The sequence below is a fragment of the Thalassospira profundimaris genome (assembly GCF_003326755.1).
GTDB lineage: Bacteria > Pseudomonadota > Alphaproteobacteria > Rhodospirillales > Thalassospiraceae > Thalassospira > Thalassospira profundimaris_B.
This window is the reverse complement of record NZ_JPWH01000010.1, coordinates 44120-58674: the sequence shown is the minus strand read 5'-3', so window position 1 is coordinate 58674 and position 14555 is coordinate 44120. Positions and strand designations below refer to the sequence as shown.

Here is a 14555-nt window from a genome sequence, read left to right as displayed (position 1 = left end):
TATTATTTTAAACTGTCGAATAATAATTAATAATTTTCGATTTGTGCAATCAATCATAATCCGGTTGAATGGCGGCAATGAAAAAATGACCGGCAACCGCCCGCTGGCAGTGCCCTGCTCCCGTACAGAGACCGACATGATCCCGAAACTGACCCCTGATCGCAGCCTGGATGACCTGACCCTGGGCTTTTTGAAAACGCTGGAGCGCGAAGGCAAATATCGCGGCGAAATCCATGCCGATTTCCCCACCCGCCTGATCCACGCAACCGATAACAGTGTTTATCAGGTGATGCCGCACGCGGTATTACAGCCCCGCGAACGCGATGACATCAATGTCATTATGGAGCTTGCCGGGCGGGTGGAATTTCGCAAGGTCAAAATCACCCCGCGCGGCGGCGGCACTGGCACCAACGGCCAGTCGCTTAACAATACCGTGATTGTCGATACATCCAAATATCTGAACAATATTCTGGAATTTGATGCGGAAAAGGGCCTGGTGCGGGTGGAGCCCGGTGTGGTGTTAGAACAGCTTAACCGCTGGCTTAAACCGCATGGCTATTTCTTTCCGCCCAATGTTTCGACCGCCAACCGCGCCACCGTTGGTGGCATGATCGGGTCGGACAGTTCGGGCAAAGGGTCGCGCATTTATGGCAAAACCAGCCATTACATCGAAAAAATGACGACGGTTCTGGTTGATGGCAGTGATTTTGTCACATCCGCCCTGGATGCCGAACAAACCGCCATCGAGGCCGCACAAAAAACCCGCATCGGCAGCGTTTATCGCAAAATCATCGAGGAAATTTTACCCCGCCGTGATCAGATCAAATCCACCTTCCCGGAAATGAACCGCGGCCTGACCGGTTATAACCTGAAAGAAGCCGTGGCAGATGATGGCGCCAGCAACCTGAGCTTCCTGATTGCCGGTGCCGAAGGCAGCCTGGGCCTGACCAAGGAAATTACCTTTCGCGTCATCCCCCTTCCGAAATACAAGGCCCTAACCGTCGTTCGCTATGCCAGCTTTGACGATGCGCTGCGCCATGTCGGTCGGCTTGTCGCCTTTGACCCGGTGGCGATTGAAAGCATTGATGACAAGGTCATGAAGCTCGCCGAACAGGATGAAAGCTGGCATTTGCTAGCAAAATTGCTCGGCACTGAAGGGGCAACCATCCCGACGCGTGGCTTTAACGTGGTTGAATTTGCCACCGACGACCCGGATGAACTGGCGGAAAAACAGCGCCAACTGGCGCAATATCTTGCCGATAACCCGAACGAGGCCAATGCCCCGATCGGCTCGGTCGAGGCAACAGACGCCGCCCAAATGGCCGCAATATGGTCCATCCGGTCCAAGGCCGTCGGGCTTTTGGGCAACCTTGAAGGCAAACGCCGCGCAACACCCTTTGTCGAAGATACCGCCGTTCCGCCCGAAAACCTGGCCGATTTTATTGCCGAGTTTCGCGCCCTTCTGGACAGGGAAGGCCTGGATTACGGCATGTTCGGCCATGTCGATGTCGGCTGCCTGCATGTGCGCCCGTTGCTTGATATGTGCGACGAGGAAGACGAAATTCGCCTGCGCCGCGTTTCCGACGGGGTGGTCGAGCTGACCAAAAAATATAATGGCCTGATCTGGGGCGAACATGGCAAAGGCTTTCGCGGTGAATTTTCACCGGTTTATTTCGGGCCCGAACTTTATGACGTTCTGCGCCGCATCAAAAAGGAATTTGACCCCGAAGGGCAGCTCAACCCCGGCAAAATCGCATCGCCCTATGGCATGGATTTGCCAATTACGCCCATTGACGAAGCGCCCATGCGCGGCCAGCTGGACCGCCAGATCGAAGCAGGACTTAAGGACAAATATTTGAATGCCACCCGTTGTAACGGCAATGGGGCGTGCTTTAATTTTGACGAGTTCGATGCCATGTGCCCGTCCTATAAGGTCACACGCGACCGGGTACATTCGCCCAAGGGCCGGGCGGGCATGGTGCGCGAATGGATCCGCCAGATCAGCGTTGGCACCGATGCCGAGGCCCCGGAACTGGCCTTTGCCAATGCAAGGGATTTTTCCCACGATGTTTATGATGCCATGAATGGCTGCCTGTCGTGCAAGGCCTGTGCCGGGCAATGCCCGGTCAAGGTAGACATTCCCGAAATGAAATCGCGGTTTTTGGCCGCCTATCACGCCCGTTATTCGCGCCCGTTAAAGGATTATGTGATTGCCCGGCTGGAACGCCTTGCCCCCCTAACGGCAAAGGCCCCAGCCCTGTTTAACGCCATGCAGGCCCTGCCGCCGGTGAAATGGGCGTTTTCACGCTTTGCCGGTTTGCAGGATTTGCCCAAATCGAGTACGACCAACCTGGCAAAGGCGTTGCGTCAACGCGGCATTATGCCGTTTAATGCCGCCCAACTGGCCCGCCTTGGTGATGCAGAGCGGGTTAAATCGGTGTTGCTGGTTCAGGATTGTTTCACAACCCATTATGATGTTGAGGCGATTTTGGGCCATGTCGATTTGCTGCAAAAGCTGGGTTATCAGGTTTTCATCCCGCCCTATCGCCCCAATGGCAAGGCGCAGCATGTAAAGGGCTTTTTGAAACAGTTTGATAAACAGGCGCGTGAAAACGATGCCTTTTACGGCGAACTGGCGCAATTTGGCATTCCGCTGATTGGGGTGGAACCCAGCGTGACGCTAACCTATCGCCAGGAATATGCCCAGCGCCTGAAGGATCGGCCCGATTACCGCGTGAACCTGTTTCATGAATGGCTGGAAAGCGAAATTCGCAACGGTCGCTTAACCCCGCCGCAAATTGCCACGACCCTGAACAGGGATGCAATGCCCACCCTGTTCCCCCATTGCACCGAAAAAACATCGATCCCCGATGTTGCCGTGAAATGGCAAAAAATCTTTGATGCCTTTGGCATTAAACTGGCAACCGAAAAAACCGGATGCTGCGGCATGGCGGGTGTTTACGGCCACGAAACCGCCAATGCGGAAAATTCCCGCCGCCTTTATGACATAAGCTGGCAGAAAAAGGCCGAAAAAACCGGCATTGAGAACATGCTTGTCACCGGGTTTTCCTGCCGTTGCCAGGTCAAACGCTATGAAGGTGCGCGCCCGCAAAGCCCGGCGGAATATCTGGCGCGCCTGTTATCATAACCCGAACCTGCCACGAACAACACAGCCCCAAGGCCCGCAACATTTCTGCGGGCCTTTCTGTTATCATTCTCCGGCAAGGCCCTGAATTACCTGCTTTGTGGCACATCAACGACTTTTGGCACCAAAATGCGTTACATATAAATGGTTGATCCGCTTTGCCCGTTTTACTAGCAAAGAAGAAGGATCATAGTATCCTAATATTCCGCATTGCGGAAAATCCCGCGCGGTCCACCCCGTTTTCAACCCGGAGCCTGCCTGCAATGAAAACCCTGCGCCCCGTCCTGATTGTTCTGGCCGTTCTGATCATCATTGCCGGGGGTGGATATTATGCCTGGCTGCAAAACCGGGATGATTTGCCGGACTATATTGCTTCGGGCAATGGCCGGATCGAGGCCGAGGAAATCCACGTTGCCACCAAATATGCCGGACGGGTTTCGGAGGTGCTGGTGGATGAGGGTGACAGGGTGGAAGCCGGTGATGTGCTGGCGAAAATGGATACATCCGAACTTGACGCCCAACTGGCCCAGGCGATGGCCGAAGAAGCCCGCGCCAAAGAAGCCGTTCCCGAAGCAAAGGCCGAAATTGTCCAGCGGGAAAGCGAATTGCGCCTGGCAAAACAGCAATTGGAACGGGCACAAAAACTGGTCAAAAACAATAATATCGCCCAGGAACAGGTTGACCAGCGCGAAGCAGACCGCGACATCGCCCTGGCCCGCCTGGAAGCCGCAAAGGCCCGCCAGGTCAGTGCCGAACGGTCGGTTGAGGCCGCCGGGGCGGAGGTTGCCCGCATTCAGGTACAACTGGATGATTCGGTGTTAACCGCCCCGCGCGCCGGGCGCGTGCAATACCGCCTGGCCGAACCCGGCGAAGTTTTGGCCGCCGGGGGCAAGGTGATTACCCTGTTGGACCTGACCGATGTTTACATGACGGTTTTCCTGCCCACATCACAGGCAGGCCTGGCCTATATTGGCAATGAAGCCCGCATCGTGCTGGATGCCGCGCCCGATTTTGTCATTCCTGCCACCGTGTCCTTTGTCGCCGATGACGCGCAATTCACCCCGCGCGAGGTTGAAACCCGCACCGAACGCGAAAAGTTGATGTTTAGGGTTAAAATCCGCATCAGTTCGGACCTGCTGGAAGCCAATATCGAAAAGGTTAAAACCGGCCTGCCCGGCGAGGCCTATATCATGCTGGCATCCAACAGCGGTTGGCCGGAACACCTGAAGGTACATCTTCCCGAGGGTCCCGGTACGATTGGCAGCGGTCATCATGATAAAGACGGCAACAGCACCACTGACAACGGGACAACGGGCAAATGACCAGCCCCCGGAACCGGCACCCCGGCAATAACGGGTCAACATCCCCGGCCCCGCCCGGCGCGGGCGACATACCGGGCAGCGGTCCTGACAATGGCAAACACCCTGCCGTAACCGTCCGGGGGGTGTCACATGTCTATGGCAATACACAGGCCCTGTCAGAAATCGACCTGACCCTGTCAGCGGGACGGATTTACGGCTTCATTGGCCCCGATGGTGTGGGCAAATCCACCCTTTTGGGGCTGATTGCCGGGGCCCGCGAAGTCCAGAGCGGAGACGTCACCACCCTTGATGGCGACATGCGCAATGCCCGCGAGCGGTCCAGGACGTCGCCGCGCATTGCCTATATGCCGCAGGGGTTGGGCAAAAACCTGTATATGGACCTGACGGTGCGCGAAAATCTGGAATTTTTCGGCCGCCTGTTTGGTCAAAAAAAATCCGAACGCAAACAGCGCATTGACAGGCTGGTAACAGCCACCGGCCTTGCCCCCTTTACCAAACGTCCGGCCGGCAATCTTTCGGGTGGGATGAAACAAAAACTGGGGCTGTGTTGCGCGCTGATTCATGATCCGGATATTCTGATCCTGGATGAACCGACAACCGGGGTGGACCCGCTTTCGCGCCAGCAATTCTGGGATCTGATCAACGACATTCGCCAGTCACGCCCGACTATGACAGTGCTGGTGGCCACCGCCTATATGGATGAAGCCAGCCGGTTTGATCATTTGATCGCCATGAATGATGGCGTCATCCTGGCCCAGGGCAGTGCGCAACATTTGCTGGAAAGTACAGACACCAAAAACCTGGAAGCCGCCTTTATTGCCCTGCTGCCCGAAGACCAGCGCAAGGACCATCAGGAACTGGTCATTCCCCCGCGCCCGCAAAGCGGTGACAAACCAGCGATTGAGGCCGAAGGCCTAACCCGCCGGTTTGGCGATTTCACCGCCGTGGATCATGTCAGCTTTCGCATTGAAAAAGGCGAGATATTCGGGTTTCTGGGATCGAACGGCTGTGGCAAAACCACGACCATGAAAATGCTGACCGGGCTGCTGCCTGCCTCCGAAGGCAAGGCCTGGCTGTTTGGCGAACCGTCCAGCGGCAAAGACCTTAAAATGCGCGAACGGGTCGGCTATATGTCGCAGGCCTTTTCGCTTTATGCCGAACTGACGGTGCGCCAGAACCTGGACCTGCACGCCCGCCTGTTTCACCTGCCCAAAGACCGGGTTGCCGCGCGCATTGACGACCTGTCCGATCAATTCGGGCTGAGCCATTACATGGATGATCTGGCCGAAAAACTGCCCCTTGGCGTGCGCCAGCGCCTGTCACTGGCGGTTGCCATCATCCATTCACCAGAAATCCTGATCCTTGATGAACCGACATCGGGCGTGGACCCGATTGCGCGCGACGATTTCTGGCAATTGCTGATTGATCTGTCGCGCAAACAGGGTGTGACAATTTTTATTTCCACCCATTTCATGAATGAGGCTGCCCGCTGTGACCGTATCTCGCTGATGCATGCGGGCCAGGTGCTCGATAGTGATACCCCCGATGCACTGCGCGAAAAACGCGGCACGGAAACCCTGGAAGAAGCCTTTATCGCCTATTTGAAAGAGGCCACCGGCGCACAGGAAAAAGCTGACGATCAGATTTCGCAAAATAACGACGATACGACGCTATCGCTAGCCGGGACGGGACATTCCAAAGGCAATAGCGACCCTCGGCCCCAATCAAATAACAATGGCGAAACAGGCAACAAAACCGTGCCCGGATTCAGCCCGCGCCGCCTGTGGGCCTATAGCCTGCGCGAAACAATGGGGCTGCTTCGCGATCCGATCCGCCTGGTTTTTGCCTTGCTGGGCACCCTGATCCTGATGCCGGTTTTTGGCCTTGGCATTACCTTTGACGTTGAAAACCTGACTTATGCTGCGCTGGATCGTGACCAGACGCCCGAAAGCCGGACCTATCTGGAAGGTTTGGCCGGATCGCGCTATTTTACCGAAAAGGCCCCGATCCGAAATTACGACGAAATGGAACGGCGCATCAAAAGTGGCGAACTGGCCCTGGTTGTGGAAATTCCACCCGATTTCGGACACAAGCTGCAACAGGGGCGCACACCTGAAATCGCGGCAACGATTGACGGCACCATGCCCTTTCGCGCCGAAACCATTCATGGTTATGTCCAGGGCATCCATCAAAAATATGTTGCCGACCATGCCCTGCGCGAAACCGGTAACACCATTGCGCCCCTTCCCGCCAGCATCCAGACCCGGTATCGCTATAACCAGGATTTCAAAAGCATCTATGCCATTGTGCCCTCGGTGATTGCGCTGCTGCTGGTGTTCATTCCCGCCGTGTTGATGGCAGTGGGGGTGGTGCGTGAAAAGGAACTGGGGTCGATCACCAACCTGTATGTCACGCCGGTCAGCCGGTTTGAATTTTTGCTGGGCAAACAGATCCCCTATATTGCGCTGGGCATGACCAACTTTGCCCTGATGACCTTTCTGGCAATTGTTGCCTTTGGCGTGCCGGTCAAGGGCAGCTTTCCGGCACTGTTGCTGGGCGCATTTTTATTTGTGGTATCCACAACCGGGCTGGGATTGCTGATTTCATCTTTCACCAAAACCCAAATCGCCGCCCTGTTTGGCACCGCCATTGCCACCATGATACCGTCGGTCATGTTTTCGGGCATGATGCAGCCGATTTCCTCGCTGGAGGCCGGGCCGCGCGTGCTCTCCATGATCATTCCGACATCGCATTTCATGACCATCAGTGTCGGGACATTCACCAAGGCCCTGGGCTTTATGCAGCTTTATCCGCAGTTTTTGATTCTGGCGCTGTTTTTCCCGGTTCTGACCGGCCTGTCGATGCTGCTTCTTCCAAGGCAGGAGCGTTAATGATGAATATTCGCCATCGCCTTGAAAATATCTATCGCCTCGGCATCAAGGAACTGTTCAGCCTGCGCCAGGATATGGTGTTGATTGCCCTGATCATCTGGGCCTTTTCCTTTGCCATTTATACCGCTGCCACCGGGCTGTCGCATGATTTGCACAATGCCTCCATCGCCATTGTCGATCAGGACAGATCGCAGCTTTCCATGCGCATTCAGGACGGGTTTCAGGAACCCTATTTCAAAAAACCGGTCCGGATTGATTACAGCCAGATCGACAGGGTGATGGATGGCGGCGACTATACCTTTGTGCTGGTGATCCCAGCCGGTTTTGAAGCCGATGTCATTGCCGGGCACCAGCCGGAGATCCAGCTCAATATTGATGCCACCGCCATGATGCAGGCCGGGATCGGCGAAAGCTATATTACCAGTATTTTCAGCCAGGAAATCCGTACCTGGATGGGCGGCAAAACACAGGCCGCCGCGCAAAACGCCCCGTCGCCGGTCAATCTGGTTTTACGCTACGCCTTTAATCCCAATGCCGAAAGTGCCTGGTTTACCAGTGTGATGGAAATCATCAATAACGTGACCATGCTCTCGATCATTCTGGCAGGCGCCGCGCTTATTCGCGAACGCGAACATGGCACGATCGAACATTTGCTGGTCATGCCACTGGCCCCCTTTGAAATCATGATGGCAAAGGTCTGGGCCAATGGCCTGATCATTCTGGCCGCATCCGGACTGTCGCTGATTTTTGTGGTCGAACTTCTGTTACAGGTCCCCATCGCCGGGTCGGAAACGCTGTTTTTGTTTGGCACCATGCTCTATCTGTTTTTTGCCACCGCGCTGGGCATTTTTCTCGCCACACTGGCGCAGTCCATGCCGCAATTCGGCTTGCTGTTCATGCTCGTGGTGCTGCCGATGCGCCTGCTCTCGGGCGGCTACACCCCGACCGAAAGCCAGCCGCAACTGATGCAATGGATCATGGAATTTGTGCCCTCCACCCATTATGTCACCATCGCGCAGTCCATCCTGTATCGCAATGCGGGGCTAGAAATCGTCTGGCCGGAATTTGCGATGGTCGCAGGTATTGGCGGCCTGTTCTTTGCCTTTGCCGCCTTTAGGTTCCGCAAATCAATTGCCGTAATGCGGAACTAATCCCAAGACATGGCTGGCGAAATGTCTGCCCCCTCCCAAATGAAGGTCATTCACATCATAACCTTCAAAATCAGCAAGGAAACAGCCACATGATCCGCCATATCGTATTGGTCAATTTCAAAGCCGATATCAGCGCCGACACCATCCAGAGCCTGTTTGACCGCCTGGCCGATTTACGCAGCCAACTTCCCGGCATGCGCGACTTTGACGCCAGCCCGTCAATCAGCCCCGAAGGACTGGAACAGGGCTTTAAGCACGGCATTTGTATTGATTTTGTCGATGAGGATGCCCGCGACGCCTATCTTGCCCTGCCCGACCACAAGGCACTGGGCGCGGAACTGGTCAGCCTTGCCGAAGACGGCATCAAGGGCCTGCTGGTATTTGACCTGAAAGTCGGCTGATCGAAGAATATTTTCAGCCGTGCCGGATTTTGAAACCCAGAATGATGGAAGCGAGCAGGAAGGTCAGACCGTTTGCGATGATGACGGGCCAGTCGCCGTTGATCAGCCCGTAAACGAACCACAGCGCAATGCCCGTGCAGAGCACCAGAAACATGCCCAGTGAAATATCGGCGGTCGAGCGGGTGCGCCAGGTGCGCACAACCTGCGGCAGGAAGGCAAGCGTGGTCAAAGACCCGGCGACAAGCCCCAACACCGTTTCAAAAGGCACCCCCATTTACATGCTCCTTCACCGAGAAAGCGAACCGTATTGAACGCATTCAACACACAATCACCGCGCATTCAAGATGGAAAAGATACAATTCGCGCATTTCCCAAAATGCGAACAAAAACAGCAGGATAGAAACAGGACGACCGGGGAGCCAGGGCCCGGATGCACAAAACCCCGCCAGCGGGCGGGGTTGGAATGGTGGGCCTAACAAGACTCGAACTTGTGACCTCTCGCATGTCAAGCGAACGCTCTAACCAACTGAGCTATAGGCCCTTATTTGTGCGAAGATGGTGGGCCTAACAAGACTCGAACTTGTGACCTCTCGCATGTCAAGCGAACGCTCTAACCAACTGAGCTATAGGCCCATCTTGCCATCTTCAATATGCTGCAAGAACAACACCCACCAAATGATCGGGCTGTGTTCCCTGCGGCGCAGCGGTATTTAGCCCAAGGCTGGCAAAGGTGCAACCCCCCATTTGGCTTTTTGCAAAAAAATCTTCATGATAAGAGAATGTAACGCGTAACCGCACCGCATATGGTGCCCAAACAGCCTGTGCGACGAAAGCCATATGAACCTGATGCCACCTGAACAAAGTCCCAGCACACCGGCAACCGTATTTTTGCCGCAACGCCAGACCCTTCCGTTGGTCTTTGCATCGCCGCATTCAGGCCGTGCCTACCCTGACGACCTGGTATCACGCGCCCGAATCGATGCGTTCGCCCTGCGTGCCTCGGAAGATGCCTTTGTCGACCAGCTATTTGCCGAGGCCCCCCGCGCCGGGGCCCCGTTACTGTGCGCAAATTTTCCCCGCGCCTATGTCGATGTCAATCGCGGCGCGCTGGAGCTGGACCCCCGCATGTTTGAGGGGAACCTTCCCGATGACGCCGATATTCATTCAATGCGTGCGTTATCAGGGCTGGGATCCATCCCGCGTGTTGTCAGTGGGGGGGTGGAAATTTACAAATCCCGCCTGCCCGTCGCCGAAGCCCTGCAGCGTATTGACACCTATTACACGCCCTATCACCAGGCCCTGCAAAAGCTGATCGACACCACGCGCAACCAGTTTGGCTATTGCATTCTGATTGACTGCCATTCCATGCCGGGTGATTCGACGGATTCGTCGCAGAACCGCGTCGACCTGGTTCTGGGCGACTGTTATGGCCGGTCCTGCCACCCGTCATTAACACGATTTGTCGATACATGTTTTCGCGAAATGGGCTATCACCCCGCCTATAACGACCCCTATGCGGGCGGTTATTGCACGCGCCATTACGGACAACCCGACCAAAAGGTCCATACCCTGCAGATCGAAATCAACCGCGCCCTTTACATGGAAGAAGAAACCCTTACACCTCATAACGGTTTCAACAGCCTGCGCGATCAGATGAGCCGTCTGATCGAACAATTCCATCAGTTTGACGGGAGCCCCCTGGAATGACCGCCCCTCCTTCCGAACAGAAACTGGACAATCTGCTGATTCGGGATGCCCAGCCCGAAGACTTTGCCCGCATCACCGAAATTTACGGCCACCATGTATTGCATGGCCTGGCCTCGTTCGAGGAACGCGCCCCGGAAATTGCCGAGCTGACGGCGCGCTGGCAGCATGTCCGCGAACGCGGCCTGCCCTATCTGGTCGTGGAGATTGACGGGAATGTCGAGGGTTTTGCCTATGCCGGGTCCTATCGTCCGCGCCCGGCCTATCGCTATACGGTCGAGGATACCATCTATATCGCCCCGGAAATTGTCGGCAAAGGGGCCGGTCGGGCCATGCTGAGCGAACTGATCACGCGCTGCACCGCCCTTGGCTATCGCCAGATGGTCGCCATTATTGGTGATTCCGCCAATGTTGCCTCGATCGGCTTGCACGCCAGGCTGGGCTTCCGTGTTGCCGGCACGTTGCAATCGGCAGGCTATAAAATGGGCCGCTGGGTTGATAGTGTGATCATGCAACGCTGGCTGGGCGATGGCGATGGCACCATTCCAACCCACGAACCTGACAAAGAAGCGGGCACCCAAACCCTGGGCTAACCAAATAAAGCCACTTGCCGCGACGTTAGCCAACGCAGGAAGGCCTTAATCCGATGTGTCTTTAGTGCCTTAAACCAGCAATGATGCCAAATTGTGCCCTGCAACAGGATCAGGCGTAAACGGCCTGACAAAAGGGAGATTCCGCCGCCGATTGCGTTGCACCGCACAACACGTGCATGAACCCATTCCGCCTGCCAATCTGATAACGACTTTGTGATTAATCGTTCAATTTTGCCTTGAAATCGCAGATTCCGGGCAAAAAAAAGGCCGCCTATGACAGCGGCCCAAGTCTAGGGAGGAAACGTCCAAGAAACGAGCGAACTAGTCGCTCGCCGGAATGCACTGCGTCCTACCGCAGCGCACAAATAGACAATAGCCAGATTGACCTCGCGTTGCAACATGTTTCTGTCTATTTTTTTGTCATAAAAAATTATGCCGCTTTTTTGATCAAAAATTCACGAGACTGACACTTTTCGCATCGTTCTGTGCCCCATAATTTGGCAATGATACGAAAATCCTTCGCCAAAACTTGCGGGAATCGATCGCGAATCCGGCCCGGAACGGTCGTTGTTTTTTCGAATCCGGTACGTTCAGCCGCCAAAAATGAAAATTTATCTCTCGGATTCGCACAGATCAGCCGCGACGCTGCTGGCATGATCCATCCGCCTCCCGACAGCAAGAGGCCAAAAATTCCCGGCCGAACATGGCGAGATAAAGATAATAATGAAGCCGATTTTATAACCGGGGAAGAATGCAGCACTGGCAACGGAATGTTGTGGTTCGCATCACCATCTTTCGGGCATCAGCCAAATCAGCCAGCCAATACCACAAAGCCCGGTAATCCCGCCCCGCTCAGGAAACAATCGGCTTGGCGGAAAGCGGCGTATCGCAAGCAGGATGGAGGATGATTGTCGCCCCGCTGCCATCAGGGTCAGGCTGCGCGCCTCCCTTTTCACGCCGGCCAGAGAGCAGATAGCCAACACCATCCGTCCCCTGATCGCGCTTGATGTCATACATGCGCTGATCGGCAACATCGACAAGGGAATGTGGTTCCTCGACCCCGTCTTCGATACGTTCGGCAATTCCGACGCTGCAATATTGACGATAACCATCCGGCAGGTCCGTCAGACCGTTTCCAACAACACGCCGCATCACTTCGCGCGCCTGGGCACTGGTCAGACCGGGTAACAGAACCAGAAATTCCTCGCCGCCCCAGCGCACAACAACATCGCCACGCCGCAACCCGGCAATCAGGCTGTGGCCGCTGCGCGCGAGAATGCGATCACCCTGGTCATGGCCGAATTCGTCATTCACCTGCTTGAAATTGTCCAGATCAACAAAGGCAACCGAAAAAGGCCGGCAACTGCGGCGCGCGGTTTCAAAACCGAGAAACAGCATTTCGGAGCCAAAACCGCGGCTATAAGCCCCGGTCAGCGGGTCCTGGGCGATCTGCTGAATATTGATGATGGTTCGATAAAGCTGCAACAGGGCCGACAGCGCGGCTGTCACGGTCATGACAAAAAACAGCACCCGCATCGACATGACACCAGCATGTTCCACCCCGCTGGCATCGGGCAGCAAACCGGCAATGTCAAGCCCCGCCGGAATGGCAATAAAAACACAAACTTCCAGCAGCGTAAGGGGCATGGCCGATAACAGCATGCCCATCGCCAGCATCAACAGCCCGTGGGTCATGACCATATGGCTGGACGCCTCAGGGTCGGCCAGCGACAGGGCAAATAACCCGCCAACCGACAGCATCAGAAGGCCAAAGGGCAATAACGGCACCTTGCGCCGCAAGCGTGCGCCAATGCGGCCATCAAGCACCGCCCAAAAGGCAATCAGCGCCACCAGCCCACGAACAATATTTTGCCAGTTAACGTGTAACAGGGTCGCATAGGCCCCGTCCCAGACGACAGCGACAATCAGATAAAGCAGAACAAAACCTGCCGCCACCCGCCCCGTCTGACGGAGAATTTCACCACGCCGCAACCGTAAGGCTTCATTATGAAAAAACGGCACGACGAAATCGCGAATTTCACATCGCAACCGTCCCCTCAGAAATGAAGCCAAAGGAGAGTTCGAGGCTGGCACGCAGGGCTCCGTCACCTAATTTTCAATCAGGAGCATCACAAGCCCCGTAAAAACAAAACTTATCCTCGCGCCATCCCCCCAAAATAACAACTATCCATAAGTGCAGCAATTGCGCAATAAATGCCAATTAATGACCATTTTTGTAATTTAATATGACCAGAAAGCACCGGAGAAATATAAGAATCACCAATCTTTGCGCCAAAAAATAACGGGACAATCCCCAGACTGTCCCGTTATCCAATACAGATCATACAAAAGTTTTAGGGTCAGCCCCACAAGGCCGCAGGCGGCAGCGACATCACGCCCTTGTCAAAGGCAATGCCGTTTTCACGGTCCTTTGCCATCCACAACGGACCATCCAGATCCACAATGCGTGCCCGGGCGGCAACCACCATTGCCGGTGCCATCGCAAGCGATGTTCCGACCATACAGCCCACCATCAATTGCATTCCGGCATCCAGGGCGGCATCGGCCAGCGCCAGCGCACCGGTTAAACCGCCGGTTTTGTCGATCTTGATATTGATCATGTCATAAAGCCGGGCCAGACGCGGTATATCGGCCACGGTATGGACCGATTCATCCGCACACAGCAAAACAGGACAATCAATATCAACCAGCCCGTCGTCACTGCCTGCCGGAAGCGGCTGTTCGATCATCTCGACACCCAGCGCATCCAGCTCGGCACCAATATCGCGCAGAAGCGCGATCGACCAGGCTTCGTTGGCATCAACAATCAGGCGCGATTCCGGCGCGCCTTCACGCACGGCACGCACCGATTCAACAACATTCTCGCCATTCAGCTTCAGCTTCAAAAGCGGCGCGGACGCCGCCTTTCTGGCCGCTTCACGCATGGCATCGGGCGTATCGAGGCTCAGGGTTTCGGCTGTCACCAGCCCTTCGGGAGCCGGTGCCTCAAGCCCCGGCAATTCCCAAACACGACGGCCAAACCGCTTTGCCTCCAGGTCCCAATAGGCACAGTCAACGGCATTACGCGCCGCGCCGGCCTTCATGGCATCCTGCAATTGCGCCCGGGTCATACCGTGTTCCAGCGCATCGGCCTGGGCTTTGATGTCGGCGATCACCTGATCAATGGATTCGCCGTACCGGGCATAGGGAACACATTCCCCGCGCCCGGTAAACTCGCCATCACTCAGGGTGACAACCACCACTTCGGCCTGGGTTTTGGCCCCGCGCGAAATTTTAAAGGCTGTCCGCAACGGCCAGATTTCGGATGTGACGCTTAGTTTCGGCACA

Annotated in this window: 11 protein-coding genes and 2 tRNA genes; 7 read left to right on the top strand and 6 right to left on the bottom strand. The window is 55.6% G+C overall.

All coding sequences use genetic code 11. The features are described 5' to 3' along the window. The first annotated feature begins 85 nt into the window (after positions 1-85). The 5 genes from TH25_RS12820 to TH25_RS12800 all read left to right on the top strand — a co-directional run bounded on the left by TH25_RS12820 (position 86) and on the right by TH25_RS12800 (position 8910). Positions 86-3148, top strand: a complete 3063-nt coding sequence (locus TH25_RS12820) for an FAD-binding and (Fe-S)-binding domain-containing protein (protein WP_114088951.1) — start codon at positions 86-88, stop codon at positions 3146-3148. Positions 3149-3408: 260 nt separating this feature from the next. Continuing rightward, positions 3409-4467 carry an HlyD family secretion protein gene (locus TH25_RS12815; protein ID WP_114088823.1) on the top strand — a complete coding sequence of 353 codons (1059 nt, stop codon included), beginning with the start codon at positions 3409-3411 and terminating at the stop codon, positions 4465-4467. After that, the gene (rbbA, locus tag TH25_RS12810) at positions 4464-7358 is read left to right on the top strand and encodes a ribosome-associated ATPase/putative transporter RbbA (RefSeq protein ID WP_114088822.1); all 2895 of its coding nucleotides are present in this window, start codon (positions 4464-4466) and stop codon (positions 7356-7358) included. Before TH25_RS12815 ends, rbbA begins: the two co-directional genes overlap by 4 nt. Beyond that, positions 7358-8509, top strand: a complete 1152-nt coding sequence (locus TH25_RS12805) for an ABC transporter permease (protein WP_404969422.1) — start codon at positions 7358-7360, stop codon at positions 8507-8509. Before rbbA ends, TH25_RS12805 begins: the two co-directional genes overlap by 1 nt. Positions 8510-8598: 89 nt before the next feature. Further along, the gene (locus tag TH25_RS12800) at positions 8599-8910 is read left to right on the top strand and encodes a Dabb family protein (RefSeq protein WP_114088820.1); all 312 of its coding nucleotides are present in this window, start codon (positions 8599-8601) and stop codon (positions 8908-8910) included. Positions 8911-8923: 13 nt separating this feature from the next. On the opposite strand, the gene TH25_RS12795 is transcribed toward TH25_RS12800, so the two are convergent. The 3 genes from TH25_RS12795 to TH25_RS12785 form a co-directional block, all read right to left on the bottom strand. Beyond that, positions 8924-9184 (bottom strand): SemiSWEET transporter, encoded by a 261-nt coding sequence (locus TH25_RS12795; protein WP_073954057.1) that lies wholly within the window; start codon positions 9182-9184, stop codon positions 8924-8926. 190 nt (positions 9185-9374) lie between these two features. After that, positions 9375-9451 (bottom strand) — tRNA-Val (locus tag TH25_RS12790). 15 nt (positions 9452-9466) lie between these two features. Beyond that, positions 9467-9543 (bottom strand) — tRNA-Val (locus TH25_RS12785). Positions 9544-9747: 204 nt separating this feature from the next. Between TH25_RS12785 and TH25_RS12775 the strand changes: the two genes are divergently transcribed. Together TH25_RS12775 and TH25_RS12770 are read left to right on the top strand one after the other, a co-directional pair. Further along, entirely contained in the window at positions 9748-10617 is an 870-nt protein-coding gene (locus tag TH25_RS12775; protein WP_114088818.1) for an N-formylglutamate amidohydrolase, read from the top strand. Then, entirely contained in the window at positions 10614-11207 is a 594-nt protein-coding gene (locus tag TH25_RS12770; RefSeq protein WP_114088817.1) for a GNAT family N-acetyltransferase, read from the top strand. Before TH25_RS12775 ends, TH25_RS12770 begins: the two co-directional genes overlap by 4 nt. 430 nt (positions 11208-11637) lie before the next feature. On the opposite strand, the gene TH25_RS12765 is transcribed toward TH25_RS12770, so the two are convergent. From TH25_RS12765 to dgcA, 3 genes are all read right to left on the bottom strand, one after another. Continuing rightward, complete coding sequence (locus tag TH25_RS12765; RefSeq protein ID WP_114088816.1) at positions 11638-11862, bottom strand: hypothetical protein; 225 nt, start codon at positions 11860-11862, stop codon at positions 11638-11640. Between the two features lie 197 nt (positions 11863-12059). Next, positions 12060-13229: a GGDEF domain-containing protein gene (locus TH25_RS12760; protein ID WP_147253015.1), complete on the bottom strand. Its 1170-nt coding sequence runs from the start codon at positions 13227-13229 to the stop codon at positions 12060-12062. A 338-nt stretch (positions 13230-13567) separates the two neighbouring features. After that, positions 13568-14554, bottom strand: coding sequence for an N-acetyl-D-Glu racemase DgcA (gene dgcA, locus TH25_RS12755; protein ID WP_114088814.1), 987 nt, complete (start codon positions 14552-14554; stop codon positions 13568-13570). Between the last annotated feature and the right edge of the window lies 1 nt (position 14555).

Bases quoted from the DNA above. Each gene is read 5' to 3' on its own strand.
- TH25_RS12820 (WP_114088951.1), top strand. From the start codon at position 86: ATGACCGGCAACCGCCCGCTGGCAGTGCCCTGCTCCCGTACAGAGACC.
- TH25_RS12815 (WP_114088823.1), top strand. From the start codon at position 3,409: ATGAAAACCCTGCGCCCCGTCCTGATTGTTCTGGCCGTTCTGATCATC.
- rbbA (WP_114088822.1), top strand. From the start codon at position 4,464: ATGACCAGCCCCCGGAACCGGCACCCCGGCAATAACGGGTCAACATCC.
- TH25_RS12805 (WP_404969422.1), top strand. From the start codon at position 7,358: ATGATGAATATTCGCCATCGCCTTGAAAATATCTATCGCCTCGGCATC.
- TH25_RS12800 (WP_114088820.1), top strand. From the start codon at position 8,599: ATGATCCGCCATATCGTATTGGTCAATTTCAAAGCCGATATCAGCGCC.
- TH25_RS12795 (WP_073954057.1), bottom strand. From the start codon at position 9,184: ATGGGGGTGCCTTTTGAAACGGTGTTGGGGCTTGTCGCCGGGTCTTTG.
- TH25_RS12775 (WP_114088818.1), top strand. From the start codon at position 9,748: ATGAACCTGATGCCACCTGAACAAAGTCCCAGCACACCGGCAACCGTA.
- TH25_RS12770 (WP_114088817.1), top strand. From the start codon at position 10,614: ATGACCGCCCCTCCTTCCGAACAGAAACTGGACAATCTGCTGATTCGG.
- TH25_RS12765 (WP_114088816.1), bottom strand. From the start codon at position 11,862: ATGCCAGCAGCGTCGCGGCTGATCTGTGCGAATCCGAGAGATAAATTT.